Genomic DNA, 23832 nt, shown 5'->3' on the forward strand with positions numbered 1-23832 from the left:
GCACGCAACCTCGGAGGGCCACCATGCCCGGGCCAAGTTCCGCGATCATTGACCACCTGCTCGGTGAGCTGTGGGAGCGGGGCGGCAGCGACCTGCTGCTCACCGCCGGATCGGCTCCGTTCCTCCGCGTCGACGGCGCCCTGCGACCGGTCGAGGGGGCCGCGCTGACCGAGCCGGAGGTCGATCGCCTGGTGACCGGGGTGCTGGGCAAGGAACTCACGGAACGGTTCCGCCGGGAGAAGCAGGTCGATTTCGCGTTCAGCTGGGGGGAGAGGGCCAGGTTGCGCGGGAACGCTTTCGTGCAGCGCGGCGCGTCGGCGCTGGCGCTGCGGATCATCCCGTTCGACGTGCCGTCGTCCGAGCAGCTCGGGCTCCCCCCGGCCGTCAGCGGGTGGGCGGGCATGCCGCGCGGGTTCGTGCTGGTCACCGGGCCGACCGGGTCGGGGAAGTCGACAAGCCTGGCGGCGCTCCTCGACTACGTCAACACACACCGGTCGGTGCACATCCTCACCATCGAGGACCCGATCGAGTACCTGCACCACCACAAGCGCTCGGCGGTCAACCAGCGCGAGGTCGGCACCGACACCGACTCGTTCCCCGCCGCGCTGCGCTCGGCCCTGCGCGAGGATCCCGACGTCCTGCTCCTCGGCGAGATGCGCGACCCGGAGAGCATCTCCGCGGCCCTGACCATCGCCGAGACCGGGCACCTGGTGTTCGCCACCCTGCACACCAACGACACGTCGCAGACGCTGGACCGCATCGTCGACGTGTTCCCGGCGGAGCAACAGCCACAGATCCGGCTGCAATTGGCGCACACCCTGGTCGGCATCCTCAACCAGACGCTCATCCCCCGGATCGGCGGGGGCCGGGTGGCCGCCTTCGAGGTGCTCGTAGGCACGTCGGCGATCCGCAACCTGATCCGCGAGGGCAAGACTCGCCAGATCCGCAACATGATCTCGACCGGCCACCGTGACGGCATGCAGACCCTCGAGACCAGCATCAACGCCCTCGTCGCGGCAGGCGCCATCGCCTACGAGGAGGCCGTGCTGCACACGGCCTACCCGGAGGACATCCAGCGGCCCTGCGTCCCGGTCGGCCGCACCTGACCGTCCGATGGGTACCCTTCGCCGTCGCGGCGTCCAGCGGCACGTGCAGCAGCGAGCAGGAGACGACCACGTCCACCCGATCTTTGAACGGGGAGCTCTGCGATCAGACTCGCCTGGGACCGTCCACCGCGGGGGCATGCCCGCCGCCCTCTTGCCCTCCATGTCGTCCACCGCCCGTGCCGCGCGGACGAGTGGTTCCTGTACGACCAGGAGTCGCCGATCGCCACCGGCGCCCGCGGGCCGGCCCGCGGGCGCATCTACGACCTGCAGGGTCGGCTGCTCGTCTCGGTCATACAGGAGGGTCTGTTCAGGGCCCTGTAGCGGGGTTCAGACCTCGGCGTGCCGGGGCTTTCTGCGGCGCAGCCAGGCTCGCAGTCCGCGGGCCGGCCGTGTCGCCCCCGGCTCGTTCTCGTGGGCCCGGGGCGGACGCGGCGGGACCGGCCGCGCCGGGTCGCCGGCGTGCCGTACGGCCGTGGGCGACGCGGGGTGGGCGTGGTGCGCGGCCGGGCGCCGGACGGGGACCGTGGGCCCGGCGGCCGGGCGTGGGGCGGGTGAGTGGGCTCGCGCTTCCCGTACGGCGCCAGCCAGCTCGCTGCGCAGCCAGGCGGTCTCGTCGGGGTCGTGAACCGTCATCAGCTGCTCGGCGAGGTGTGCGGAGGGCGATCCCGGGGCGCCGTGGTCGGGCGGAGCGGGCCGGAAGCGGTTCAGCCGGGCGCGCTCGTAGGGGTCCTTGACGATGTCCGAGATCTCGACGGGTGTGAGGAACGCGGCCACCGCCCCGGCCCGTGCCCATGGGTCCTCGGCCTCGCGCAGCAGGAACCCCAGGTGCCGTCCACGCCAGTTGCGGGCCCGCAGGTCCACCCCGGCGGCCAGCTGCCCCCGCAGGGTCTCGGGCGTGCGTCCCGTGAGCAGGCGTGTGTTCTCGGCGTCGGCCGCGAACTGCCGCAGTTCCTCTGCCAGATAGAGCCAGACCACGGCCCTGTAGCGGTTCACATAGAAGCGCACCGGCACCAGCAGGCCCAGACGGGCGAGCCGGGTGAACCTGGCCGCCGGGACATCCATGAGCGCGGCGCCCTCCGCCGTACCCACGACCTGCACGCGCTCGCGGAGAGTGTGGGGGAATCCGTCCTGGGCGCGGAGCCGGTCGATCTCGGCCCGCTCGACCCGTCGCCCCCCGCCGCCCTCGTCGGGCACGGTGCGGATACGGCCGAGGTTGACGGCGAGGACGAACTCGCTGCGCTTCAGGCCCAGTTCACGCGCCGCGCGGCTCGGAGCGCAGGTGACGGGACGGGATGGGACGAAAGTGCTTCCCGACATGGTCGTACTCCCCCGTGGAGTCGGTGGCTCGCGCCTTGTGCGTTGGCCGTTCACACACCGTATCCGGCTCGGCACATGCCGTGGCGAGCCTGTGGAAAACTCCGCAGAGCGAGGCGAACGCGCAGGTCAGAGCTCTGTCGTGGGAGCGCGTTCGGGTTGCCGGGCGTCCACTCCGAGATGTTCGCCGACCCGGTTGACGAGCAGGGTCATCTCATAGGCGATCTGACCGATGTCGGCCTCCGCGCCGCTGAGCACGCACAGGCAGCTGCCGGTGCCTGCGGCGGTCACGAACAGCACGGCGTCGTCGTACTCGATCATGGTCTGGCGTACCCGGCCCGCGCTGAAGTGGCGTCCCGAGCCCTTCGCCAAGCTGTGCAGCCCGGACGCAACGGCGGCCAGATGCTCGGCGTCCTCGCGGCGAAGGCCTGTGCTCGCTCCGGTGACCAGGCCGTCGTTGGACAGGACCAGCGCGTGCCGTACGTGGTCCACCCGCTCGGTCAGATCGTCCAGGAGCCAGCCGAGTCCCTGGTTGTGCGCCATGTTCCGACTCCCCGTGTGACGTCTCCCCCCTGGCTGGAGGAACTGCCCGCCAGCCTTCCCCACGACCGGCGTCCGGGCAAGCAGGATGGACGTATGGCACAGAAGATGACCGATGAGGAATGGCGGGCGTTCGTCTCGTACGGCACCCGAACCGGCAAGCTGTCCACCGTCACCGCCGATGGGAGCCCCCATGTGGCCCCGATCTGGTTCCTTCTGGACGGGGACGACGTGGTCTTCAACACCGGCAAGGAGACGGTGAAAGGGCGCAATCTCGCCCGTGACGGACGGATCGCCCTGTGTGTGGACGACGACCGGCCGCCGTTCCATTTCGTGGTGTTGAACGGACACGCCCGGCTGTCGGAGGATCCGGACGAGCTGCGACTTTGGGCCACTCGGATCGCCGCCCGGTACATGGGCGAGGAGCGTGCCGAGGAGTACGGCGCCCGCAACGGCGTCCCGGGCGAGCTGCTGGTCCGGGTCGCCGTGGACAAGGTCGTGGCGGTGAAGGACCTGGCCGCCTGAGGCTCAGCCCACCGAGTCGAGCAGCCGGGCGGTGTGCATCCGCCCGGCGTACTCGACCAGGCGGATCAGCACCTCCTTGCCGGAGTCACGGTCACGCGCGTCGCACAGGACCACAGGTGTTCCCCGGTCCAGATCGAGCGCCCGGGAGACGTCGTGGGCGCCGTAGGCGCGCGCTCCGGCGAAGCAGTTGACGGCCACCACGAACGGGATGCGCCGGTGCTCGAAGTAGTCGACCGCCGGGAAGCAGTCCTCGAGCCGCCGGGTGTCGGCGAGGACCACGGCCCCGAGGGCTCCTTGGGAGAGTTCGTCCCACAGGAACCAGAAGCGGTCCTGCCCAGGGGTGCCGAACAGGTACAGGGAGAGGCCGGAGCGGATGGTGATGCGCCCGAAGTCCATGGCGACGGTCGTGGTGACCTTCTGGTCCACGCCGTCGGTGTCGTCCACCAACTGCCCGGCTTCGCTGAGCATTTCCTCGGTGCGCAGCGGCCGGATCTCGCTGACGGCCCCCACCAGCGTCGTCTTGCCGACACCGAAGCCGCCGGCGACCAGTATCTTCAGCGCCAGGGCCGACATGTCGTCGGCGTCGTCGGAGTGCTCGGACACCATGATCACTTCTCTCGGGAGGGCCGGCTTCGGTCGGGGGCAGGTACTCGGAACGGGAAGTCGGCATCATGACAACTTCGGCACCGACCTGGGCCGTTGGATCGGAATTCGCCTGCTGTGATTCGACTTGCGCCCGGTTGGTTCCGGAAGCTGCCGGGAGCGGGGTGCCGCGAGGCTTCCGATGGGTTGTGAGCGTTCATCTACAGCGCCCGCAGCCCTTCGATGACCTCGCGCAGAATCCGTTCGTCCGGCAGCCGGGCCGGGGGCACCGGACGGCTGATGGTGACGCAGCCCAGTTCCAGGAGATCGCCGAGGAGCACCCTGACCACACCCACCGGCAGGTCCGCTCCGGCCGCGAGTTCGGCGACGGACTGTGTCTCCGCACGGCACAGGCCGATCAGCGACCGGTGTTCGGGGCCGAGCGCGGTGCCGTCGTCCAGCGCCGGTGCGGCAGGGTCGAGGGTGACGAGGGCGATCAGGTCGAAGCGCACGCCGGTGGGGCCCGGCTGGGTGCGTCCGCCCGTCATGGCGTAGGGGCGGACCAGGGGCCCGGCCTCGCCGTCGTACCACTGGCTGCCCTGCTCGCGCGGGCCGCCGGTGGGGGTCTCGGTCATGGGTACGCCCTTTGGGCTCATCCGGCGGCGGGCGGCCGGGCGGTACCGCGTGGTGCCGTGCGCAGATGCTCACCCACGCGCTTGACCAGACGTGCCATCTCATAGGCGACCAGTCCGATGTCGGCGGTGACGGCGGTGAGCACGGCGAGACAGGAGCCTTCGCCGGCGGCGGCCACGAACAGGAAGGCCTCGTCCATCTCCACCATGGTCTGACGTACGCCACCTGCTCCGAAGTGCCGGCCGGCACCCTTGGCGAGGCTGTTGAAGCCGGAGGCCACGGCGGCAAGGTGCTCCGCGTCCTCCCGAGCGAGGCCGGTGGAGGCGCCGACGGCCAGGCCGTCGTTGGACAGCACGACGGCGTGCCGTACCTCGCTCACCCGCATCACCAGGTCGTCCAGCAGCCAGTCGAGTTCGCCGGACTGCTGGGCGGCGGTCCTCGTGTCGGGGTCCTGGATCATGCCGGGTCTCCTTCGGTGCTGTCACTGCCCGTTACGGCTTGCGGGGCGGCGCCGCGGCCGGGACGACGGCCGCCGCCGCGCGCCCAGCCGTCGCGGTAGGCCGTCATGCGGTCCCGCACTAGTTCGGGGGTACGCCGGTCCTCGGCGCGCGGGGCGGGTTGGGGCGCCGGTTCGGCGGGACGCTGGTGGCGGAGCTGCGGGGCCAGGCTCGCCTGGCGCACGCGGCGCGGGAGGTCGTCGGAGGGTTCGGAGTCGTGCGGCGGGCGGTGCAGCCTCAAGGCGGTGACTCCGGGGGGCGGGGGTTCGTGCACGGGTGGCGAGGAGGCCGGGGCGGGGGTCGGGGCGGCGGGAGCGGGGGGCGAGGCGGCGGAGGCGGGGGAGGCGGGGGCCGCGAGGGCGGGCCGGGCGCCGGCACCGGACTGCGCGGTGACCGCGGACGGCTGCCGGGGCGCGTCGGGCACGCGCGCGTAGGCGCGTTGCGGCTCCGGGAGGGCCTGCGCCTCCTCGTGTGCGGGGCGTTTCGCGGAGCCGGTGTGCAGCAGCGGTGTGGGCAGGAGAACGACCGCGGTGGTGCCTCCATAGGGCGAGGTACGCAGGTGCACCTTGATGCCGTGCCGGGAGGCGAGCCTGCTGACCACGAAGAGTCCCAGGCGGTCGCTGTCGAACAGATCGAGCACCTCGGACTGCTCGATCCGCCGGTTGGCATCGGCAAGGGTGTCGGCGCCCATGCCGAGTCCCCGGTCCTCGACTTCGAGGGCGTAGCCGTTGCCGACGGGTTCCCCGTTGACCCGCACGCGCGTGTGGGGCGGCGAGAACTGTGCCGCGTTCTCCACGAGTTCGGCCAGCAGGTGCGTGAGGTCGGCCACCGCCGCGCCGGTGACGAACGCCTCCGGGAGCCGGCGCACCTCTACGCGCGCGTAGTCCTCGACTTCGGAGACGGCGGCGCGTACGACGTTCGTCAGGGACACCGGCATGCGCCAGGCCCGGCCGGGTGCCGCCCCGGAGAGGATGATCAGGCTCTCCGCGTGGCGCCGCATCCGGGTGGTGAGGTGGTCGAGGCGGAAGAGGTCGCTCAGTTCGTCGGGGTCGTCGGAGCGCCGCTCCATACTGTCCAGGAGACTGAGCTGGCGGTGGACCAGCACCTGGCTGCGCCGGGCAAGATTGACGAAGACACCGGAGATGCCGTTCGCGAGTTCGGCGCGCTCCACCGCGGCGTGCAGGGCGGCGCGGTGGACGGTGGTGAGGGCCTCGGAGACCTGGCCGGTCTCGTCCTCGGCGGGTGGTCCGGCCGGTGCCTCGGCCTGGATGTCGATCTCCTCGCCCGTGCGCAGCTTCCGCATCGCCGCGGGGAGTTTGCGGTGGGCGATCTCCAGGGCGTCATTGCGCAGGCTCACCAGCTCGATCACGAGAGCCCGTCCGATGCGGACGGAGATGACGAGCGAGGCGGCGACGGCGGCGAGGCCGAACAGCACGGCGGCGCCCGCCGGGCTGAGCAGGCCGCGCGTGACCGGGTCGGCGCGGCCCGCCACCGCGCGGCCGGTGTCGGTGGCGATGGTCTGCATCCCGTCCCGCACGCGTGTGTGGGCGGTGCTCCAGGTGGCCGCCGGCGCCACGTCGGCCGCCTTGGTCCCGGGACCGGCGGCCAGGATCGTGTCCTCGGTGGCGGCGAGCGAGGTGTACGCGCTGCTGTCGGCGAGGTCGTGCCAGGCGGTGCGCTGGGTGCCGGGCAGGTCGGCGACGGCAGCCTCGGTGAAGGCGCGGCGTGCGGCGACGGCCGCCCCGAAGAGCCGCAGCCGCTCACTCTGCAGACCACCGGCCGGAGGTGTGCTGCCGAGGACGGCGTCCTCCTGAGCCAGCGCCTCGGCGGCCCGGGAGAATTCGAGCAGCACGCGCGCGTCGGTGCCGACGTCCGCCTGCTGGGCGCCGGTGAGGGAACCGTCCACCGTGAGGGCCGTACCGACGGTCTCCGTGTACCGGGCGTACACCTCGCTCCAGCCCGTCCTGCGGTCCAGTACGGCGGTCCGCAGCGCGCGCAGGTTCTCGGCGCCGGTGACGAATGCCTGCAGACGTTGGGCGACCGCGGCGGGCAACTCCTGGCTGTCCGCGACGGTGCCGTCGCCGAGCCGCAGCCCGGCCAGCGCGCGGTCGGTTCGGGCCGCGAGTCCGCGCAGGGTTGCGCCGTCTCCGGCGCCCGGGTCGGCGGCATAGCGTACGGCGGCGGCCCGCTCGGTCTGCAGCGCGGTGACGGCCGCTGCCACCGGGGCGCGCAGTTCGGCGTCGACCTGTTGCGACCGGCGCAGCCGGGCGACGTCCTGGGCGGTGCTGACGGTGGCGTACGCCCACAGGGCGAGCAGCGAGACGACGGGGACCATCAGCAGGCAGATCACCTTGGCCCGCACCGTGCGGGGCCGAAGACGCCAGCGGCCCGCGCGCGGGGGCGCGTCGGCCGGCGGCGTGTCGAGGGACTGTTCCGCGTCCTCGTCGGCCGGTGGTCCGGCGTGCGCGCGGCGGCCGCGCGGCGGGGGCGGTGACTCCGGGGTACCGGCGTTCGGGGTGCTACGGGGTGGGCGCATGGCCTCCTCGCTCGGGACGTGGGTCGGGGCTCCGGGGCCGGACTCCCGCTAGCGGGCGGTGCCCTGGACGGGCACCGGGCCCGGGGCGGACGCCTCGCGCTCGTCGGCCGCGGGTGAGAGGGCGACGAAGGCCGAGGTGAGGAACAGGTAGGAACCGAGGCCGACGGCGAGGGGGAAGATGAACTGCATCGCCGTGGCCCCGGGCAGCACCTCGCCGGAGGGGGTGACGCGCACGCTCACGGCGAACATCCCCGTGTAGTGCATGCTGCTGACGGCCGCCCCCATGACGAGGGAGGCGAGGGTGACCGCGCGGGGCGACTTGATGTTGAGTCCCGCCCACAGGGCCGCGGTCGCCGCCACGACGGCGATCAGGACCGAGAGCCCGACGAGGACGGGGTCGTAGTGCACGTGACCGTGCAGCCGTACCGCCGCCATCCCCAGGTAGTGCATGCTGGCGACGCCCAGCCCGGTGGTGAGCCCACCGAGGAGGAGTGCCCGGTTGCGGTCCCGGCTGTATCCGACGGCGAAGACGCCGGCGCAGACGACGACCATGGCGACGACGAGGCTGAGGATGGTCAGCGGCACGTCGTAGCGGATGCCGGTGCCGCTGACACGGAAACCGAGCATGGCCACGAAGTGCATGGTCCAGATGCCCGTCCCGATCGCGGAGGCGGCGGTGACGAGCCAGTTGCGGCGAGAACGGCCGGTGGTGCCGAGCGCGCGCACGGTGCAGCGCAGTCCCAGTGCGGCGCCTGTGCAGGCCATCACGTACGACAGCACGGGGGTCAGCCAGCCGAAGGCGGCGTGGTCCAGGTGTCCCATGGCCCCGGGACGCTAGCCGGAGCAGGGGCGCGCGAAGGGGGCGCATTTCGAAAGGTGTTGGAATATGACACAGAGAGGCGATGGAACGATCGCGTCCCGCTCGAACATGCGCGCAGGACGGTCCCCCGTGCCGGTGAGGGATCATGCAGAACATGAACGACGACCACACGCATGTCCGGGAGTTCTTCACCGCACGCGCGGCCGGCTGGGACAGCAAGTTCCCCGACGACGGTCCCGCCTACGCGGCCGCCGTGGCCGATCTGGGGCTGCGTCAGGGCGACCGCGTGCTCGACGCGGGCTGCGGCACAGGCCGCGCCCTGTCGCCCTTGCGTGGCGCCGTGGGGCCCTCCGGGGTGGTGACCGGGGTGGACCTGACCCCGGCGATGCTCCAGGCCGCCGTACGGGCGGGCAGGGACCGGCACGGACGGCTGCTGCTCGCGGACGTCGCCGCACTGCCGCTGCGGTCCGGCTCCTTGGACGCCGTGTTCGCTGCGGGCCTGATCGCCCACCTGCCGAATCCGGCCGAGAATCTGCGGGAGCTGGCCCGCGTGGTGCGACCGGGTGGCATGCTCGCGCTGTTCCACCCCATCGGCCGGGCGGCCCTGGCAGCACGCCAGGGCCGCCGGATCACGCCTGACGACCTCCGGGCCGAGGGCCGTCTCGGCCCGCTCCTCGCCCGCTCGGCATGGCGCATGACGTCATACGTCGACGAGCACTCCCGGTTCCTCGCACTGGCCGTCCGCGAGGACTGACGGCCGGGCCGGGTCAGCCCTGTCCCGCGACGGCCGCCGCGAAGGCGTCGGGGTTGTCGAACATGACGTTGTGCCCGGCGCCCGGCACCGTCGTCACACGGACTCCCGCGGCTTCCAGGTCCTTTCGGCCCGGGAGTTCACCGCTGTGCTCGCCCTGCAGGTAGACACGGTCGACCGCGAGGCCCTCCAGCATCGTGCGCATCACGGGCTCCGAGCCGCGGCGGAGGCCGACGGCACTGCGGTGCAGGGCCCGCGGATCGGCCAGCCGCATGGTGGCGGCCCACAGCGGGCCGACGGCCGCAAGTACGCGCGCGTACTGCTCTTCCACGAACTCGTCCTCCCTGTAGGCGGCGATTCCGCTGCTGGCGGCCGTCGACGGCGGATAGGCGTCGAGGTTGGCTTCCGCGAGGACCAGCCGGGAGACGAGCTCGGGCCGACGGTGGGCGAGCACGATGGCGACGGCGCCGCCCATGCTGTGCGCGACCAGCTCGGCGCCGGTGACGGCGGCCTGGTCCAGCACGGTCGCTACGGCGTCGGCATGCTGGTCCAGCGTGTAGCCGAAGTGTTCGGGCCGGTCACTGATGCCGTGCCCGGGCAGGTCCAAGAACAGGCTCCGCCGGCCGGTGAGTTCGGGGCGTGCCGCGATGTGCGCGTGGTACACGGCGGAGACGGATCCGAGTCCGTGCAGGTACACGCGCGCGGGCTCGGCCCCGGGCGTCTCCGTCCAACGGATCATGCTCCCCTTGTTGTCGAATGCGGCCTGTTTCACCGTGTCCCTCCCCAACGTCTGCGCTCTGTGCCACACAATACATCGATACCGATGTATAGCGAGAGCGAAATACAACCTCAACGATGTACCGCGGATCTGCGAACGCACAGCGGAACCGAGAGAGAATGCGCCCATGCTGGAGCTCGCCATCCTCGGATTCCTGTACGACGCACCGCTGCACGGTTACGTCCTGCGCAGGCACATCGCCGCCCTCACCGGCCACGTACGGCCCGTCGCCGAGAGCACGCTGTACCCGGCCATCAAGCGGCTGGAGAAGGCCGGGCTCCTGGCGCGGGCCACCGAGCCCGGGGCCGTGGCCGCGCCGCGTCACGTGCTGACGCTCACCGGGGAGGGCAGGCAGGAGCTGCGGCGCCGTCTCGCCGACCCCGGGCAGCGCGAGATCACCGACGAGAACCAGTGGTTCACGCTGCTCGCGTTCCTGCGGCACCTCGACGACACCGCGGCCCAGGCGGCCGTGCTGAGGCGCCGGCTGGCCTTCCTGGAGGAACCGGCGAGCTTCTTCTACGAGGGCGACCGGCCACTGAGCGCCGAGGAACTCGACGACCCGTTCCGGCGCGGTGTCCTCACCATCGCACGCGCCACGAGCCGGGCCGAACTCGCCTGGCTGCGCGAGACCCTGCGGTCACTCGAGGATGCCGACCGCTGAGGCGCCCTGGGACAAGGTCCGCGTGGGGCCCCACGGAATTTCGAACGCCACGTAGAGCCGGTGGACCTGCGCCTCATACGCCGCCGGGTCCGTCCACCGGATCCGACCGGGCCGTCCGAAGCGACTCGCCGTGGCATCCATCCCGCTACCGGGCACGTCCTCAACTCCGCTTCCATTCAGGTGAGTTCATCGAGCAGCGGCGCGCTCCTTCCAGGCATGAGGCCATCCCCGCGTTCGACGTAGGTGCACGTGCGACGTCGGATTCCGCACCTCTCCAGGCATGCAGGCATCGGCGCTCGGCCCAGGCGTGCACACAGCTTGTTCGAAGCCACGTCCGGACATGCGGAGAGCCTGCGCGGAGGACGATCACTGCCGGATCGAGGAGCTCGCGGTCTGCCTGCAGCCGGAGGTGTTCTCATCCAGGGTGCGCAAACCGGGGTGCCAGGCCGCCCCCGCCCCCGACTCCGTCCCCGTCCCGCCGCCCCCCGTCGTCGTCGCCGTCGCCGTCGCCGTCGCCTGGAGCACGACGAATCGAGCCACGAGGGGCCGCCCGCGCCCTCCCCGGACTTTTGGTGATCTGAGCGGAAGACCGTGCCGACTGTTGGTCATTTCGCCCCCCTCCAGGTGGAAACCTGCAGCTCCGCGTGGTGTGCGGAGTCGTGACAAGCGCCTTCCGCTCGCACTAGGGTGCGCGCCGATGGATGAACCACTGGGAGGCAGGGATGGCCGGAACGGACGACGAGGCCGTCGCCGCCGCGGACGAGGCGCTGTATGTGCTCACGGCGGTACTGCTGACGCCGGCACAGTTTCCGAGCGTGCTGGGCGACGACTATCCGGAGGCATGCACGGCACTGGGTCTGGCACCGCGCGCCGACGGGTACGGCCTGGTGCTCGGGCAGGACGGTGACGGCGCCCGCTGGACGGTCGTCATCGACGACGTGTCGCTGGTCGCCGTGGCGATCGCCTCCTGGGACTGCGGCATGGAGTACGAGCTGTCGCCGGACGAGCGCACGGTCGTGGCCGCCCTGCCGGGCTGGCCGCTGGCGGTCGCCGTGGCCGCACCCGGTGTGCCCGCGCCGCACGACCCCGACCCCGAGACAGCGGACGGCCCCGCGCTGACGCCGCCGGACACCGGCTCCTGGGGACCGGCCCAGCGGCGCCTTGGTGCCGACGAGATCGCGCTGCAGTGGGCGGTGTGGCGGGAGCAGATCGGCGAAGGCTACTTCGCCTCGTCCGACGAGCAGGCGACGAGCGCGCAGGCCAGGACGGACGGCACGGCCAGAGCCACGACGGAGGACGCGACCGGGGCCACGGCGGACGGCATGGGCGAAGACACGACGGACGGCACGTCCGGCGGGGACGCGGCGGACGGCACGACCGGCGACGCGGCGGACGGCACGACCGCGGACACGGCGGGCAGCGAGGAGGACGCGCCGAAGGGCGGCCACCAGGGTGTCCGGCGGGTACTGGCGGAGGCCCGTGCATACGTCGACTCGCCGCCTCCGCTGGGCCGGGTGCGCTCCTCGTTCGCCCCGGGGGACGCCCGTACGCTGCGCGCCGACGGCCCCGGATGGTCAATGGTGGCCCGCACCGACGACATCGCGTTCGTCCTGCTCGACGAGGAGCCCGGTGAGGTGCTGCCGGTGGGCCGGGGCCCGGAGCTGCCAGGGCTTCTCGATGCGCTCGACAAAATGGCCGTGCGACCCAGTTGAACCCTCGGGCACCGCGCTCTCCGTGGAGGCGCGGCGTCCGAGGCTCCACCGGCGAGCGCGCGGGCACCTCGGCGAGTGGCCCTGGCGCCTCGCCCGTCGCTCAGCGGCCGAGTTCCTTGCGCGTGACCCGGCGGAGCCTGCGCCGCTGCGAGGGGTCCAGCGTCAGGTACGCGGCGGCGGGCACCCCCACCACAATGAGGAACGCCACCCACCAGGGCAGCCATATCAGCAGGATCAGACCGACCGCCACACCCCCTGCGGCGACCTTCGCGGTCTTGGACATGAGCATTCTCCTTCGCAGCCACTGCCACTCTCTGCTCTGGAAACGGCCCCGCGCTCCCAGCGGTTCCGGACCTCGCCCCTGAGACATCCCTGAGACACGCCCCCTAGTGGTCCAGGTCACAGACTAAGCCTTCGGAGCGCACTCCTGGCGTGCTGTACCCTCGGCGACTCCAAGCGAGTAGTCAAATTTGAGGAGTGCGCGAGGCTGTGCAAAGGATTCCCACGGCACGACCCTCCGAGATGCCCGAACTGGCCCGCTGCTGCGCGGTGTTCCTGCCGTCCGACCCCGCCCGTGCCGGTCTTATGGCCTTCTGGCGGCCGGACGGCGAGGCCCTCCCTCCCGTCGCCCGGGGCTCCGTCTCGGAGCTGGATCTGGTGATTCCCGCCCAGGGCCGGGCCGTCCAGCGGGTGCGCCTGCCTGCCCTGCTGCTCCCGATGCGCACGGCCCTGCCGGTGCTCACCACCTTGCCGGCACTCACGCGCGCGCGTGCAGAGACGGAGGGCCACCGGGCCACAGCCTTCTGGTGCAGGGCCGGCCTGCTGGCCCTGCACCTCCTGGCCCGCGGTCTGCTCCTGCCCGGACTCTCCCCGGACGACCAGGACACATGGCGGGTGGGTCCGCTGGCCGCGCCCGATGAGCAGCTTGTGCGCGACCTTGCCGCGGCGATGCCTCCAGAGGCACACGCCGTACCTCTCGCCGTCGGCGGCCGGCCCCGGCTGCCCGACCCCGAGCGGCTGCTGCGCGCCTTCCTGGACGCGGTCGCCGACACGCTCCCCCGCACTCCCGCCGCACCGTTCGTGACGGGCGGCACCGCCTATGCGGCTCCCGAGCCGCAGCAGCTGCCCGGCCTCAGGGCGTGGGCCGACGACATCGCCGCCGGACACGACGCCGGCGTGCGGCTGTCGTTGCGCATCGAGGCGCCTGGCCTCCACGGCGCCGAGCGGGCGGACGACGACACTCCGGTGCGGTTCCGTGCGGTGCTCCAGGTGCACAGCGCGAGCGGGGCGGCGGACGTCGCGGACGCCGCCGAGCTGTGGGCATCCTCGGGAACCGGGCCCGAGTCGTTCGGCCCACGCGCGCGTGCGGATGCGCTGCTGGCGCTGCGCCGGGCGGCCCGGACGTGGCCGCCGCTGGCACCCCTGCTCCGCGCCGCCGCTCCCGACTCCGTGGACCTCGCCGACGACGAGATCGCCGACCTTCTGGGCGAGGGTGCCCGGGCGCTGGCCGCGGCAGGCGTCGATGTGCACTGGCCGAAGGAGCTGTCGCGCGAGTTGACCACGCACGCGGACGTCGGCCCGCCGGACGGCGCAACGCCCCGGGGCGAGACGGCCTTGGCGCCGCCGTCGTCGTACGTCCCGGCGGGCGCCCTGCTCACCTTCCGCTGGCGGTGCGCGCTGGAGGGACAGGAGCTCTCGCGCGAGGAACTGGAACGGCTCGCCGAGGCCAAGCGCCCCCTCGTACGGCTGCGCGACCGATGGGTCCTGGTCGACCCGCGCGAGGCAACCCGCGCCCGCGCCCGGCAGGAACGCTCCATGACCCCGGTCGAGGCGCTGGCCGCCGCTCTGACGGGCTCGGCCGAGGTCGACGGCCGTCAGGTCGAGGTACGGCCCACGGGATGGCTGGCAGAGCTGCGGGAACGGCTCGCACACCCGGAGGCGGTACAGCCCGTCGGACAGCCTCCGGCGCTCACCGCCACCCTGCGCGACTACCAGCTGCGGGGCCTCGGCTGGCTGGCCCGGACGACGGCCCTCGGGCTGGGCTGCTGCCTGGCCGACGACATGGGGCTCGGCAAGACGGTCACGCTGATCGCGCTCCATCTGCACCGTCGGACGGACTCCTCGGCGGCCGGTCCCACGCTGGTGGTCTGTCCGGCCTCTCTGCTCGGCAACTGGCAGCGGGAGATCGAGCGGTTCGCCCCCGGCACACCGGTACGACGGTTCCACGGACCGGGGCGCGCTCTCGGCTCCGTGGCGGACGGGGAATTCGTCCTCACGACCTACGGCACGATGCGCCTGGACGCCGGACGGCTCGCCGAGGTGCCCTGGGACATGGTCGTCGCCGACGAGGCACAGCACGTGAAGAACCCGTACGCGGCGACCGCGCGAGCTCTGCGATCCATCGGCGCACGCGCACGCGTGGCGCTCACCGGCACACCGGTGGAGAACAACCTCACGGAACTGTGGGCGATCCTGGACTGGACGACACCGGGGCTGCTGGGCCGACTGGGCAGTTTCCGCGCACGATACGCACAGCCGGTCGAGGGTGGCCGGGACCCCGCCGCCGCGGAGCAGCTCGCGCGGCTGGTACGGCCATTCCTGCTGCGACGCCGGAAGTCGGACCCCGGCATCGTGCCCGAACTGCCGCCGAAGACCGAGACCGATCACCCGGTGGCTCTGACACCCGAACAGGCCGGTCTGTACGAGGCGTTGGTACGCGAGACGCTCGAGCGGATCGCGGCGGCCGACGACATGGCCCGCCGGGGCCTGATCGTGAAGCTGCTGACGGGGCTGAAGCAGATCTGCAATCATCCGGCCCAGTTCCTCAAGGAGGACGATCCGCGACTCCCCGGGCGCTCGGGAAAGCTGGAACTGCTGGACGAACTGCTCGGCACCACCCTCGCGGCGGGGTCGAGTGTGCTGGTCTTCACGCAGTACGTGCGGATGGCCCGCCTGCTCGAACGGCACCTGACGGGCCGTGGGGTGCCCACGCAGCTGTTGCACGGCGGCACCCCGGTCGCAGAGCGCGAGACGCTGGTGCGCCGTTTCCAGGAGGGCGGGGTGCCGGTGTTCCTGCTGTCGTTGAAGGCCGCGGGAACGGGCCTGAACCTCACACGCGCGGAGCATGTGGTGCACTACGACCGCTGGTGGAACCCTGCGGTCGAGGCGCAGGCCACCGACCGTGCGTACCGGATCGGGCAGACCCGACCGGTGCAGGTGCACCGGCTGATCGCCGAGGGGACCGTCGAGGACCGCATCGCGCAGATGCTCGGGCGCAAACGGGAACTCGCGGACGCCGTGATCGGCGCCGGCGAGGCCGCGCTGACTGAGCTGACCGACGCGGAATTGGCCGCGCTGGTGCAACTGCACGGGGAGGCAGGATGAACCACCACGACCGCGACGACGACCACGAGCACGACCAGGACCAGGACCAGGACCAGGACCACGAGCGTGATCTGGAACGAACGTTCGCCGCGCGACCGCCCGCGCGCGGGCGCGGGTTCGCGCAGACCTGGTGGGGCCGCGCCTGGCTCGGGGCCCTTGAGGACGCGGCGCTGGACGCCGCCGCGGTCGCGGCGGGACGCCGCCTCGCACGGGCAGGGGCGGTCGGCGCGGTGACCGTGCGACCGGGCCGGGTGACCGCTGTCGTCCGCGATCCGAAGGGTGTGGCACACCGGGCCGACGTGCTCGTGCCCGAACTCTCCGCGGAGGAGTGGGTCCGGTTTCTGGACCTGGCTGTGGAGCAGGCGGGACACCTGGCCGCGCTCCTGGACGGTGAACTGCCCTCGCACTTGATCGAGGACGCGGCCGCCAGGGGGATCGACCTGTTGCCGGGACTGGGTGATCTGGAGCCCGAGTGCGACTGCGGCACGTGGGATCACTGCGGGCACACCGCTGCCCTGTGCCACCAGGTGACGTGTCTGCTGGACGGGGATCCCTTCGTGCTGCTGCTGATGCGCGGACGCGCAAAGGCCGCGTTCCTGAAGGAGTTGTACCTGAGGAGCACCGCAACCCCGGACGAGGCCGCCGAGAACGAAGGCGACTCCAAGGCCGCCGAGGGTGAGGGCGTTGACGCGGCGGAGGTCTGGGCGGCCGGGGACATCCTGCCTCCGCTGCCCGCCCTTCCCGGCCTCCCGGGGACCCCCGGCAGGGCACCGTCCTTCGACACCGCGATGGACCAGGTACCCGGGATCGACTCGGCAGCACTGGAGTACCTGGCCGGGCGGACAGCCGCTGAAGCCCACCGATTGCTGGGACAAGCGCTCAGCACTGACGGGCGAGGAGAGGACCTCTTCCAGGAGTTGACGGCATACCAGGATGCGGTTCGGCTGGCCGCCGGGGCGGCGCCCGATGCCGTGGCCGACCGGCTCGCCGAGAGGTCGGGACGAGGCCGCGACGGTTTGGCCGCGGCCGTCCGTGCCTGGCACACCGGAGGTGTGGCGGGTCTGGCCGTACTCGACGAGGAGTGCGGCGACGCGGCTCGGACGGGCCGGTGATCCGACCGCAGGTACCTGAATCACGCTGTGCCTGCGTCAAGGCTGTCCCGCCTCGGTCTCCCGCTGCGGCTGCGGCTGCGGCTGCGACTGCGACTGCGACTGCGACTGCGAACGTCGTGGACGCGGCAACGGCACCGGCATACCGACCGCGCCGTAGGTCCGGTGGCCGAGGGCTGCCAGGAGGGGCTTTCAGGGGAGCTCGTCCGGGAGAGACGGCAGGATCGTCTTCAGGTCACTCGGGAGCGTGCTAGGGAAGCCGGACGGCAGTCCGGTGGGCAGCCGCGAGGGGAGCCGGCTGGGCAGTTCCGTGGGGAGCCGGCTGGGCAGCCCGGTGGGGAGGCTGAAGGAGGGCCGGGGAGGGCGGCTCGCGGTCGTACCGCCGCCCTCCGGGCCCTTCTTGCCGGTCGAGCCGTCATGCCCCGAGGTCATCAGCACCACGGTGAGGACGGCTGCGGCTGCCAGCAGAACGGCCAGAACGGCGGACAGCGGGCCGCGTCCGCGCCGGCCAGGCTCCGCGGGCTGCGGCCGCCCCGGCTCGCCGGCCGGGGGCGGTCCGTAGCCTCCGGAGGGCGGTCCGAAACCGCCGGAAGGCGGTCCCAAACCGCCGCCCGCAGGCGGAGGCGCGGTTCCGCCCGGTGGTTCGGGTGGCAGAGGTGGTACCGGCGGCAGAGACATACCCTCCAGAGTCGCCGCCGTTGGCTCAGATGGGGACCGGCGCACCGAAGCTGACGGCGGCTCATGGCGCGGACCGTGCGGCTCCGCCGTGTGCCGCGCGGAAAGCGGTCAACCGACGGCGGCTCAGGACACGGACCATCGGGTTGCGCCATGTCCCGCGCGGAGAGCGGTCAGCTGGGCAACCAGTCCACCGGTGTCTGCGAACTCGACATGCACGCGCGCGTGCCGGGATCCAGTGACCGGACCCGCCCCCACGCGCGCGTGCGGGCTCAGCCGCGTGCGCCGAGGAGGTGGTCCATCGCCAGCTGGTCGAGCCGCTCGAAGGCCATCCCGCGCGCGGCGGCCCCCTCCACATCGAAGTCCTCGAAGGCGGTGCGGTCGGCGAGCAGGGCCTGCAGGCCGTCCGCAGCGGTCGGGCGGGCCAGCTGGTCCAGCCGAGAGGCGCGCAGAGCCTCCTGTACCTCCGGGTCGGCACGGAACGCGGCCGACCGCTCCTTCAGGACGAGGTAGTTGCGCATGCAGCCGGCCGCGGACGCCCACACGCCGTCGAGGTCCTCGGTCCGCGGCGGCTTGAAGTCGAAGTGGCGGGGGCCCTCGTAACCGGCGCTCTCCAGGAGGTCGACGAGCCAGAAGGCGGCCCTCAGGTCACCGGCGCCGAAGCGCAGGTCCTGGTCGTACTTGATGCCGGACTGGCCGTTGAGGTCGATGTGGAAGAGCTTGCCCGCCCACAGGGCCTGCGCGATGCCGTGCGGGAAGTTCAGCCCCGCCATCTGCTCGTGGCCCACCTCGGGGTTGACGCCGTACAGCTCGGGGCGCTCCAGGCGCTCGATGAAGGCCAGCGCGTGTCCGACGGTGGGCAGCAGGATGTCGCCGCGCGGCTCGTTCGGCTTGGGCTCGATGGCGAAGCGGATGTCGTAGCCCTGGGCGGTGACGTACTCGCCGAGGAGGTCGAAGGCCTCCTTCAGCCGGTCGAGAGCCGCGCGCACGTCCTTTGCGGCGCCGGACTCGGCGCCCTCGCGGCCGCCCCAGGCGACGTAGGTCTTCGCGCCCAGCTCGACGGCGAGGTCGATGTTCCGGATCGTCTTGCGCAGCGCGTAGCGGCGGACATCGCGGTCGTTGGCGGTGAAGGCGCCGTCCTTGAAGACGGGGTGGGTGAAGAGGTTGGTGGTCGCCATCGGCACGGTCATGCCGGTCGCGTCCAGGGCCTGGCGGAAGCGCTTGATGTGCGACTCGCGCTCCGTGTCCGACGCCCCGAAGGGGATCAGGTCGTCGTCGTGGAACGTCACTCCGTACGCGCCGAGCCCGGCCAGGCGCTGCACGGTCTCGACCGGGTCGAGGGCCCGGCGGGTGGCGTCGCCGAACGGGTCCCTTCCCTGCCAGCCGACGGTCCACAGGCCGAAGGTGAACCTGTCCTCGGGGGTGGGCTGGTAGTTCATGCCGGCTCCTCGCTGCGTACGACTATTTCGTCATGGCCGTTTACAAATTAGTATGCCGACGCACCCGGGGAAGGGACAAGATGTCTTCGACGACAAGGTGTCTTCGACGGATGTCTTCGATGGACGTCTTCGACGGGTGTCGTTGCGGACGTCTTGCCAGCTCACAGCACATCCCGCAGAGCCGGGGAAGAGGGAGAGCCCGATGTCAGCAGCCGAGGGTCCGCTCGTCGTCGGCGTGGACACATCCACCCAGTCCACGAAGGCGCTGGTCGTGGACGCGGCCACCGGGGAGGTCGTGGCGAGCGGCCAGGCGCCGCACACCGTGTCCTCCGGGGCGGGCCGGGAGAGCGATCCGCGCCAGTGGTGGGACGCCCTGTGCGAGGCACTGCAACAGTGCGGTGACGCGGCCCACGAGGCCGCGGCGGTGTCGATCGGCGGCCAGCAGCACGGCTTGGTCACCTTGGACGAGCAGGGCGAGCCGGTACGCCCGGCCCTGCTGTGGAACGACGTCCGCTCGGCGCCGCAGGCCCGTCGGCTCGTCGAGGAGCTGGGCGGCCCGAAGGCCTGGGCGGAGCGCACCGGCAGTGTGCCCGGGGCGTCGTTCACGGTCACGAAGTGGGCGTGGCTGGCCGAGCACGAGCCGGAAGCGGTCCGTGCCGCCAGGGCGGTGCGACTCCCCCACGACTACCTCACCGAGCGCCTGACCGGGCAGGGCACCACGGACCGCGGCGATGCCTCCGGCACGGGCTGGTGGGCGTCCGGGACGGAGGCGTACGACGAGGAGACCCTGGCGCACGTGGGGCTCGACCCTGCCCTGCTGCCCCGGGTGGTGCGGCCCGGCGAAGTGGCGGGCACCGTGCGCGACAGCCACGACCTGCCGTTCTCCAAGGGCACCCTGGTGGCGCCCGGTACCGGTGACAACGCGGCGGCCGCCATGGGCCTCGGCCTGCGCCCGGGCACTGCGGTGCTGAGCCTCGGTACGTCCGGCACGGTGTACGCCGTCTCCAAGCACCGCCCGGCCGACCCGACCGGCACGGTGGCGGGCTTCGCCGACGCGCACGGAGACTGGCTCCCGCTGGCCTGCACCCTGAACTGCACGCTTGCCGTGGACCGTGTCGCGGCGCTGCTGGGTCTGGACCGCGAGGCCGTCGAGCCCGGGACTTCCGTCACCCTGCTGCCGTACCTGGACGGCGAGCGCACCCCTAACCTGCCGCACGCCTCCGGTCTGTTGCACGGGCTGCGCCACGACACGACCGCCGGCCAGCTGCTGCAGGCCGCTTACGACGGCGCGGTCCACTCGCTGCTGGGCGCACTCGGCCTGGTCCTCGACGAGGATGCCGACCGCAGCACCCCGCTGCTGCTGATCGGCGGCGGAGCCCGGGGCACCGCCTGGCAGCAGACCGTACGGCGGCTGTCGGGACGGCCGGTCCAGGTTCCGGAGGCCCGGGAGCTGGTCGCTCTCGGAGCCGCGGCACAGGCCGCCGGTCTGCTGACCGGTGAGGATCCGGCCGCGGTGGCCCGCCGCTGGAAGACGGCCGCGGGACCGGTGCTGGAGGCCGTGGAGCGGGACGAGGCGGCACTGGCCCGGATCAGCGGGGTACTCTCCGACGCGGCCCCGCTGCTGGAGCGGGGAACGCAGTCCCGCTGAGCCTGGCCACGGCCCCGGAGCCGAGCCCGGCCGCAGAGAAACCAAGGATGAGGCCGCGGCCCCGGAGCCGAGCCCACCCGTGGAGACCGAGGATTGACGGAGGCATGACCGCATCACCGCACGAGGACGGCGCGCCCGGGACCGGACGTTCCCTGCCGGACACCCAGCGGGGCATGCGCCGGCGCAACCTGGCCCGGGTGATGCACGCCGTCAGTGCGGAGGGTCCGCTGTCGCGCGCCACGGTGGCCTCGCGCATCGGTCTGACGCGGGCTGCGGTGTCGACCCTGGTGGACGAGCTGATCCGCTGGGGTCTGCTCGAGGAACTGGGCCCGGAGCGGCCCGGCCGGGTGGGCCGCCCCGGCTCGGCCCTCGCGGTGAGCGGACGCGGTCCCGCGGGCATCGGGGCGGAGGTCGGCGTCGATCACCTCGCGGTGTGCGCGGTCGATCTGCGCGGCGCGGTCCGTGCGCGGGCCGTGCGGCGCGGTGCGAACCGGGGCCGCGCCCCGGGGCCGGTGATCGAGGAACTGACGACGCTGGTCCGCCAGGTCGTGGGCCAGGCGCAGCGCGAGGGGCTGTGGCCCGCGGGCCTCGCGGTCGCGGTGCCGGGACTGGTGTCCCGGGACGGCCGTACGGTCGTGCGTGCCCCGAACCTCGACTGGCACGACGCGGATCTCGGCCCGCTGCTGCCCGGCGACCTGCCGTTGGCCGTCGACAACGAGGCCAACTTCGGTGCCCTGGCCGAGCTGTGGCTGGGTTCCGGCACTCCCCTCGACTTCCTGCACGTGTCGGCCGAGATCGGCATCGGCGCCGCGGTCGTCGTGGACGGACGGCTGCTGCGCGGCACGCGCGGCTTCGCGGGTGAACTGGGCCATGTGCCCGTCCGCCCGGACGGACCTCCCTGCCCGTGCGGCGGGCGCGGTTGCCTGGAGCAGTACGCCGGTGAGGAGGCCGTGCTGCGGGCGGCCGGGCTGGAGCCGCGCGAGGATCTCGTCGGCCTGCTCGCCGGACGCGCCGAGGACGGCGACGAGGCCGTACAGCGGGCCCTGCGGGACGCCGGTGCGGCGCTCGGAATCGCGCTGACCGGAGCGGTGAACCTGCTCGACCCCGAGACGGTCGTCCTGGGCGGGGCCCTCGCCGGCCTCTCCCCCTGGCTGCTGCCGTCGCTGGAGGCCGAGTTGACGGGCCGTACGGCCGGACCGGCCTGCCCGGTGTCGGTGTCCCGGCTGGGCTCCGAGGGCCCGCTGCTCGGCGCCGCCCACTCGGTCGTCCGGGCCGTACTCGACGATCCGGCGGCGGTGGCGGACCGGCCCTGAGGGTACGGGCGCCCGTTTGGAGCAGGGGGGCGCGCGGGGGCCTGCGCAAGCCCGGGCTCACCCGTTCGGGTGGCCGGGTTGTCCACAGTGCGCGGGTTGTCCACGAAACCCCGGCGCACCCTTCTGCCCAACTCTCCTGCGCCGTACCGTGATTCGAACGAGACGCAGCCGCCGGTCCGCCGCGGGGCAGCGCTCGTACGGCGAAGGGATCCGCACGAGGCGAGCGCCTGCGGAGGCTGACACACATCGGGGGACACATGCGCGAGGAGTCGACAGGGGCACTGCGGCATGACGCCGTGGGCTTGCGCGAGGTGCTGTTCCGGAGCATCACGGCGGTGGCCTCGGTCATGGGGGTGGCCCTGGCCGTCGCGACGGCCCTCGCCGCGACGACGGCCGCGGTCGCCCCGGCCGTCACGAAGGCGCTGGGCGCCACGACAGCCCCGATAGTCGCGGTGGCTGCGGTGGCCGCGGTGGCCGCGGTCGTCGCGGTGGCTACGCTGGCCGCCTCCTTTCCTTCCAGCGGGGCGCTCGCAGGCGGCGGATTGCCGCCGGCCGTGCCGATCGCCATGGCGTCCTGCCTGTTCACGGGGGCCTGCGTGGCCGAACTGGCCCGCGATTCACCTGTGGCGGGTTCGGCGGCCGGGCGCGGTCCGAGAAGGGCCGCGTGTCCCAGGTCTGCGAGTTCCCGTTCTCCAATCCGCAGACCGGTCCCTCGCGAGGCGAGGGCGCCGAGCCCGGCGACACCGTGGCCGTATCTGCGGAGTGGCCGTGGAGTGCGCGATGAACACCGTGGTGATGGCAGAGCCCCTCAGGGACGTCGCCACACCCCGGCCCCGGCTGGAATCGGACACCCCTGTCATCTCGTCCGGCTCGGCGCGCCCGCTGGAGGACGCGTTCCGGACGGCGCAGCTCGATCTGATGCAGTGGCTGGTGCGTGACGTCGGATCCAGTGAGCTGGACGCGTACCAGTTCGCAACCCGAGCGGTGGAATCACCGTTGGCCAACGTGTGCGACACCAACTACACGTGCGTGGCCAAGCTCCGCAAGGAGCGGCTGCCCGCGCGGGAGACTCACCGCGGCTTGCACGCGCGGCTGCGGGAGACGGCCCAGGCACTTCGCCTGTGACCTCGCCTCAGTCGCCCAGGCATGCGACGTCCCCCCACACCCGCCCCTGAAAGGCAGCCGACGATGGACACGAACCGGCCCCGACCACACCTGAGCAGGCGACGGATCCTGAAGGGCGCGGCCCTTGCGGCCGTCCCCTACGCGCTGCTCCCCGACGCCCGCGCGGGAGCGCAGGCAGCTGTCGACTACCCCCCGGCCGAGTGGCAGCCGGCTAGCGCCGGCAACTACACCTCCTCCGACCGTCCCCTGGCGTACGACATCGACCGTGTGATCATCCATGTCACGCAGGAGACGTACCCGAACACGCTGGCCATCTTCCAGAACCCGCTGAAGAAGGTGTCCGCGCACTATGTGGTCCGCTCCGCCGACGGGCACATCGCACAGTGCGTGCGCGAGGCCGACATCGCCTGGCACGCGGGCAACTGGGACTACAACACCCGCAGCATCGGCATCGAGCACGAGGGCTGGGTGGACCAGCCGGCGTACTTCACGAACGCCCTCTACGAGCAGTCCGCGAAGCTGACGGCGGCGGTCTGCGCCAAGTACGGCATCCCCAAGGACAGGGAGCACATCATCGGCCACTACCAGGTGCCGGGCACCGACCACACCGATCCGGGACCGGACTGGGACTGGGTGCGCTACCTCAGGCTGGTCAATTTCGCCTAGCCGGACGTCGAACCGGTT

Annotated in this window: 21 protein-coding genes and 2 pseudogenes; 12 read left to right on the forward strand and 11 right to left on the reverse strand. The window is 72.5% G+C overall.

Annotated features, from left to right (window positions below):
• Positions 1-23 precede the first annotated feature (23 nt).
• Complete coding sequence (locus ACZ7P3_RS11530) at positions 24-1106, forward strand: type IV pilus twitching motility protein PilT (RefSeq protein ID WP_472080692.1); 1083 nt, start codon at positions 24-26, stop codon at positions 1104-1106.
• Positions 1107-1208: 102 nt separating this feature from the next.
• Entirely contained in the window at positions 1209-1427 is a 219-nt protein-coding gene (locus ACZ7P3_RS11535; RefSeq protein ID WP_472081054.1) for a hypothetical protein, read from the forward strand.
• Between the two features lie 6 nt (positions 1428-1433).
• Here the strand turns inward: ACZ7P3_RS11535 and ACZ7P3_RS11540 are convergent, their stop codons facing one another.
• Together ACZ7P3_RS11540 and ACZ7P3_RS11545 are read right to left on the reverse strand one after the other, a co-directional pair.
• Positions 1434-2423 carry a DUF6397 family protein gene (locus ACZ7P3_RS11540; protein ID WP_472080693.1) on the reverse strand — a complete coding sequence of 330 codons (990 nt, stop codon included), beginning with the start codon at positions 2421-2423 and terminating at the stop codon, positions 1434-1436.
• Between the two features lie 126 nt (positions 2424-2549).
• Positions 2550-2963 (reverse strand): roadblock/LC7 domain-containing protein, encoded by a 414-nt coding sequence (locus ACZ7P3_RS11545; RefSeq protein ID WP_472080694.1) that lies wholly within the window; start codon positions 2961-2963, stop codon positions 2550-2552.
• A 93-nt stretch (positions 2964-3056) separates the two neighbouring features.
• On the opposite strand from ACZ7P3_RS11545, the gene ACZ7P3_RS11550 reads away from it, so the two are divergent.
• Entirely contained in the window at positions 3057-3485 is a 429-nt protein-coding gene (locus ACZ7P3_RS11550) for a PPOX class F420-dependent oxidoreductase (protein ID WP_472080695.1), read from the forward strand.
• Positions 3486-3488: 3 nt separating this feature from the next.
• Here the strand turns inward: ACZ7P3_RS11550 and ACZ7P3_RS11555 are convergent, their stop codons facing one another.
• The 5 genes from ACZ7P3_RS11555 to ACZ7P3_RS11575 all read right to left on the reverse strand — a co-directional run bounded on the left by ACZ7P3_RS11555 (position 3489) and on the right by ACZ7P3_RS11575 (position 8555).
• Positions 3489-4091 (reverse strand): GTP-binding protein, encoded by a 603-nt coding sequence (locus ACZ7P3_RS11555; protein ID WP_472080696.1) that lies wholly within the window; start codon positions 4089-4091, stop codon positions 3489-3491.
• Between the two features lie 197 nt (positions 4092-4288).
• Entirely contained in the window at positions 4289-4702 is a 414-nt protein-coding gene (locus ACZ7P3_RS11560; protein WP_472080697.1) for a DUF742 domain-containing protein, read from the reverse strand.
• A gap of 17 nt (positions 4703-4719) precedes the next feature.
• Positions 4720-5160, reverse strand: coding sequence for a roadblock/LC7 domain-containing protein (locus ACZ7P3_RS11565; RefSeq protein WP_472080698.1), 441 nt, complete (start codon positions 5158-5160; stop codon positions 4720-4722).
• Positions 5157-7733 (reverse strand): sensor histidine kinase, encoded by a 2577-nt coding sequence (locus ACZ7P3_RS11570; RefSeq protein WP_472080699.1) that lies wholly within the window; start codon positions 7731-7733, stop codon positions 5157-5159. Before ACZ7P3_RS11570 ends, ACZ7P3_RS11565 begins: the two co-directional genes overlap by 4 nt.
• Before the next feature lie 48 nt (positions 7734-7781).
• Positions 7782-8555 carry an MHYT domain-containing protein gene (locus tag ACZ7P3_RS11575; RefSeq protein ID WP_472080700.1) on the reverse strand — a complete coding sequence of 258 codons (774 nt, stop codon included), beginning with the start codon at positions 8553-8555 and terminating at the stop codon, positions 7782-7784.
• Positions 8556-8707: 152 nt separating this feature from the next.
• On the opposite strand from ACZ7P3_RS11575, the gene ACZ7P3_RS11580 reads away from it, so the two are divergent.
• Positions 8708-9307, forward strand: a complete 600-nt coding sequence (locus ACZ7P3_RS11580; RefSeq protein ID WP_472080701.1) for a class I SAM-dependent methyltransferase — start codon at positions 8708-8710, stop codon at positions 9305-9307.
• A gap of 13 nt (positions 9308-9320) precedes the next feature.
• On the opposite strand, the gene ACZ7P3_RS11585 is transcribed toward ACZ7P3_RS11580, so the two are convergent.
• A complete protein-coding gene (locus ACZ7P3_RS11585; protein WP_472080702.1) occupies positions 9321-10076 on the reverse strand; it encodes an alpha/beta fold hydrolase in 756 nt (251 codons plus the stop codon).
• 133 nt (positions 10077-10209) lie between these two features.
• On the opposite strand from ACZ7P3_RS11585, the gene ACZ7P3_RS11590 reads away from it, so the two are divergent.
• Positions 10210-10743, forward strand: a complete 534-nt coding sequence (locus ACZ7P3_RS11590; protein ID WP_472080703.1) for a PadR family transcriptional regulator — start codon at positions 10210-10212, stop codon at positions 10741-10743.
• Positions 10744-11465: 722 nt separating this feature from the next.
• Entirely contained in the window at positions 11466-12455 is a 990-nt protein-coding gene (locus tag ACZ7P3_RS11595; protein ID WP_472080704.1) for a hypothetical protein, read from the forward strand.
• A 100-nt stretch (positions 12456-12555) separates the two neighbouring features.
• On the opposite strand, the gene ACZ7P3_RS11600 is transcribed toward ACZ7P3_RS11595, so the two are convergent.
• Positions 12556-12738, reverse strand: a complete 183-nt coding sequence (locus ACZ7P3_RS11600) for a hypothetical protein (RefSeq protein WP_362686151.1) — start codon at positions 12736-12738, stop codon at positions 12556-12558.
• Between the two features lie 206 nt (positions 12739-12944).
• Here ACZ7P3_RS11600 and ACZ7P3_RS11605 point away from each other — a divergent pair, with 206 nt between their 5' ends.
• Together ACZ7P3_RS11605 and ACZ7P3_RS11610 are read left to right on the forward strand one after the other, a co-directional pair.
• Entirely contained in the window at positions 12945-15839 is a 2895-nt protein-coding gene (locus ACZ7P3_RS11605) for a DEAD/DEAH box helicase (protein WP_472080705.1), read from the forward strand.
• Positions 15836-16921 (forward strand): annotated as a pseudogene (locus tag ACZ7P3_RS11610) (SWIM zinc finger family protein); the annotation flags it as partial. The gene ACZ7P3_RS11605 and the pseudogene ACZ7P3_RS11610, both read left to right, overlap by 4 nt.
• A gap of 219 nt (positions 16922-17140) precedes the next feature.
• Here ACZ7P3_RS11610 and ACZ7P3_RS11615 read toward each other — a convergent pair.
• Complete coding sequence (locus ACZ7P3_RS11615) at positions 17141-17380, reverse strand: hypothetical protein (RefSeq protein WP_472080706.1); 240 nt, start codon at positions 17378-17380, stop codon at positions 17141-17143.
• 515 nt (positions 17381-17895) lie between these two features.
• Positions 17896-19062 carry a xylose isomerase gene (xylA, locus tag ACZ7P3_RS11620; RefSeq protein ID WP_472080707.1) on the reverse strand — a complete coding sequence of 389 codons (1167 nt, stop codon included), beginning with the start codon at positions 19060-19062 and terminating at the stop codon, positions 17896-17898.
• 202 nt (positions 19063-19264) lie between these two features.
• On the opposite strand from xylA, the gene xylB reads away from it, so the two are divergent.
• From xylB to ACZ7P3_RS11640, 4 genes and pseudogenes are all read left to right on the forward strand, one after another.
• Positions 19265-20710: a xylulokinase gene (xylB, locus tag ACZ7P3_RS11625; RefSeq protein WP_472080708.1), complete on the forward strand. Its 1446-nt coding sequence runs from the start codon at positions 19265-19267 to the stop codon at positions 20708-20710.
• 104 nt (positions 20711-20814) lie between these two features.
• Positions 20815-22023 carry an ROK family protein gene (locus ACZ7P3_RS11630; RefSeq protein ID WP_472080709.1) on the forward strand — a complete coding sequence of 403 codons (1209 nt, stop codon included), beginning with the start codon at positions 20815-20817 and terminating at the stop codon, positions 22021-22023.
• Between the two features lie 747 nt (positions 22024-22770).
• A pseudogene (locus ACZ7P3_RS11635) lies at positions 22771-23148 on the forward strand (acetamidase/formamidase family protein); the annotation flags it as partial.
• Between the two features lie 63 nt (positions 23149-23211).
• Complete coding sequence (locus tag ACZ7P3_RS11640; protein ID WP_472080710.1) at positions 23212-23814, forward strand: N-acetylmuramoyl-L-alanine amidase; 603 nt, start codon at positions 23212-23214, stop codon at positions 23812-23814.
• Positions 23815-23832: the final 18 nt, after the last annotated feature.

The organism is Streptomyces sp. NPDC107581, assembly GCF_055657175.1.

Coding starts and splice junctions, on each gene's coding strand:
- ACZ7P3_RS11550 (WP_472080695.1), top strand. CDS start 3,057: ATGGCACAGAAGATGACCGATGAGGAATGGCGGGCGTTCGTCTCGTAC.
- ACZ7P3_RS11640 (WP_472080710.1), top strand. CDS start 23,212: ATGGACACGAACCGGCCCCGACCACACCTGAGCAGGCGACGGATCCTG.
- ACZ7P3_RS11560 (WP_472080697.1), bottom strand. CDS start 4,702: ATGACCGAGACCCCCACCGGCGGCCCGCGCGAGCAGGGCAGCCAGTGG.
- ACZ7P3_RS11630 (WP_472080709.1), top strand. CDS start 20,815: ATGACCGCATCACCGCACGAGGACGGCGCGCCCGGGACCGGACGTTCC.
- ACZ7P3_RS11590 (WP_472080703.1), top strand. CDS start 10,210: ATGCTGGAGCTCGCCATCCTCGGATTCCTGTACGACGCACCGCTGCAC.
- ACZ7P3_RS11540 (WP_472080693.1), bottom strand. CDS start 2,423: ATGTCGGGAAGCACTTTCGTCCCATCCCGTCCCGTCACCTGCGCTCCG.
- xylB (WP_472080708.1), top strand. CDS start 19,265: ATGTCAGCAGCCGAGGGTCCGCTCGTCGTCGGCGTGGACACATCCACC.
- ACZ7P3_RS11565 (WP_472080698.1), bottom strand. CDS start 5,160: ATGATCCAGGACCCCGACACGAGGACCGCCGCCCAGCAGTCCGGCGAA.
- ACZ7P3_RS11595 (WP_472080704.1), top strand. CDS start 11,466: ATGGCCGGAACGGACGACGAGGCCGTCGCCGCCGCGGACGAGGCGCTG.
- ACZ7P3_RS11570 (WP_472080699.1), bottom strand. CDS start 7,733: ATGCGCCCACCCCGTAGCACCCCGAACGCCGGTACCCCGGAGTCACCG.
- ACZ7P3_RS11530 (WP_472080692.1), top strand. CDS start 24: ATGCCCGGGCCAAGTTCCGCGATCATTGACCACCTGCTCGGTGAGCTG.
- ACZ7P3_RS11580 (WP_472080701.1), top strand. CDS start 8,708: ATGAACGACGACCACACGCATGTCCGGGAGTTCTTCACCGCACGCGCG.
- ACZ7P3_RS11555 (WP_472080696.1), bottom strand. CDS start 4,091: ATGGTGTCCGAGCACTCCGACGACGCCGACGACATGTCGGCCCTGGCG.
- ACZ7P3_RS11545 (WP_472080694.1), bottom strand. CDS start 2,963: ATGGCGCACAACCAGGGACTCGGCTGGCTCCTGGACGATCTGACCGAG.
- ACZ7P3_RS11600 (WP_362686151.1), bottom strand. CDS start 12,738: ATGTCCAAGACCGCGAAGGTCGCCGCAGGGGGTGTGGCGGTCGGTCTG.
- ACZ7P3_RS11575 (WP_472080700.1), bottom strand. CDS start 8,555: ATGGGACACCTGGACCACGCCGCCTTCGGCTGGCTGACCCCCGTGCTG.
- xylA (WP_472080707.1), bottom strand. CDS start 19,062: ATGAACTACCAGCCCACCCCCGAGGACAGGTTCACCTTCGGCCTGTGG.
- ACZ7P3_RS11615 (WP_472080706.1), bottom strand. CDS start 17,380: ATGACCTCGGGGCATGACGGCTCGACCGGCAAGAAGGGCCCGGAGGGC.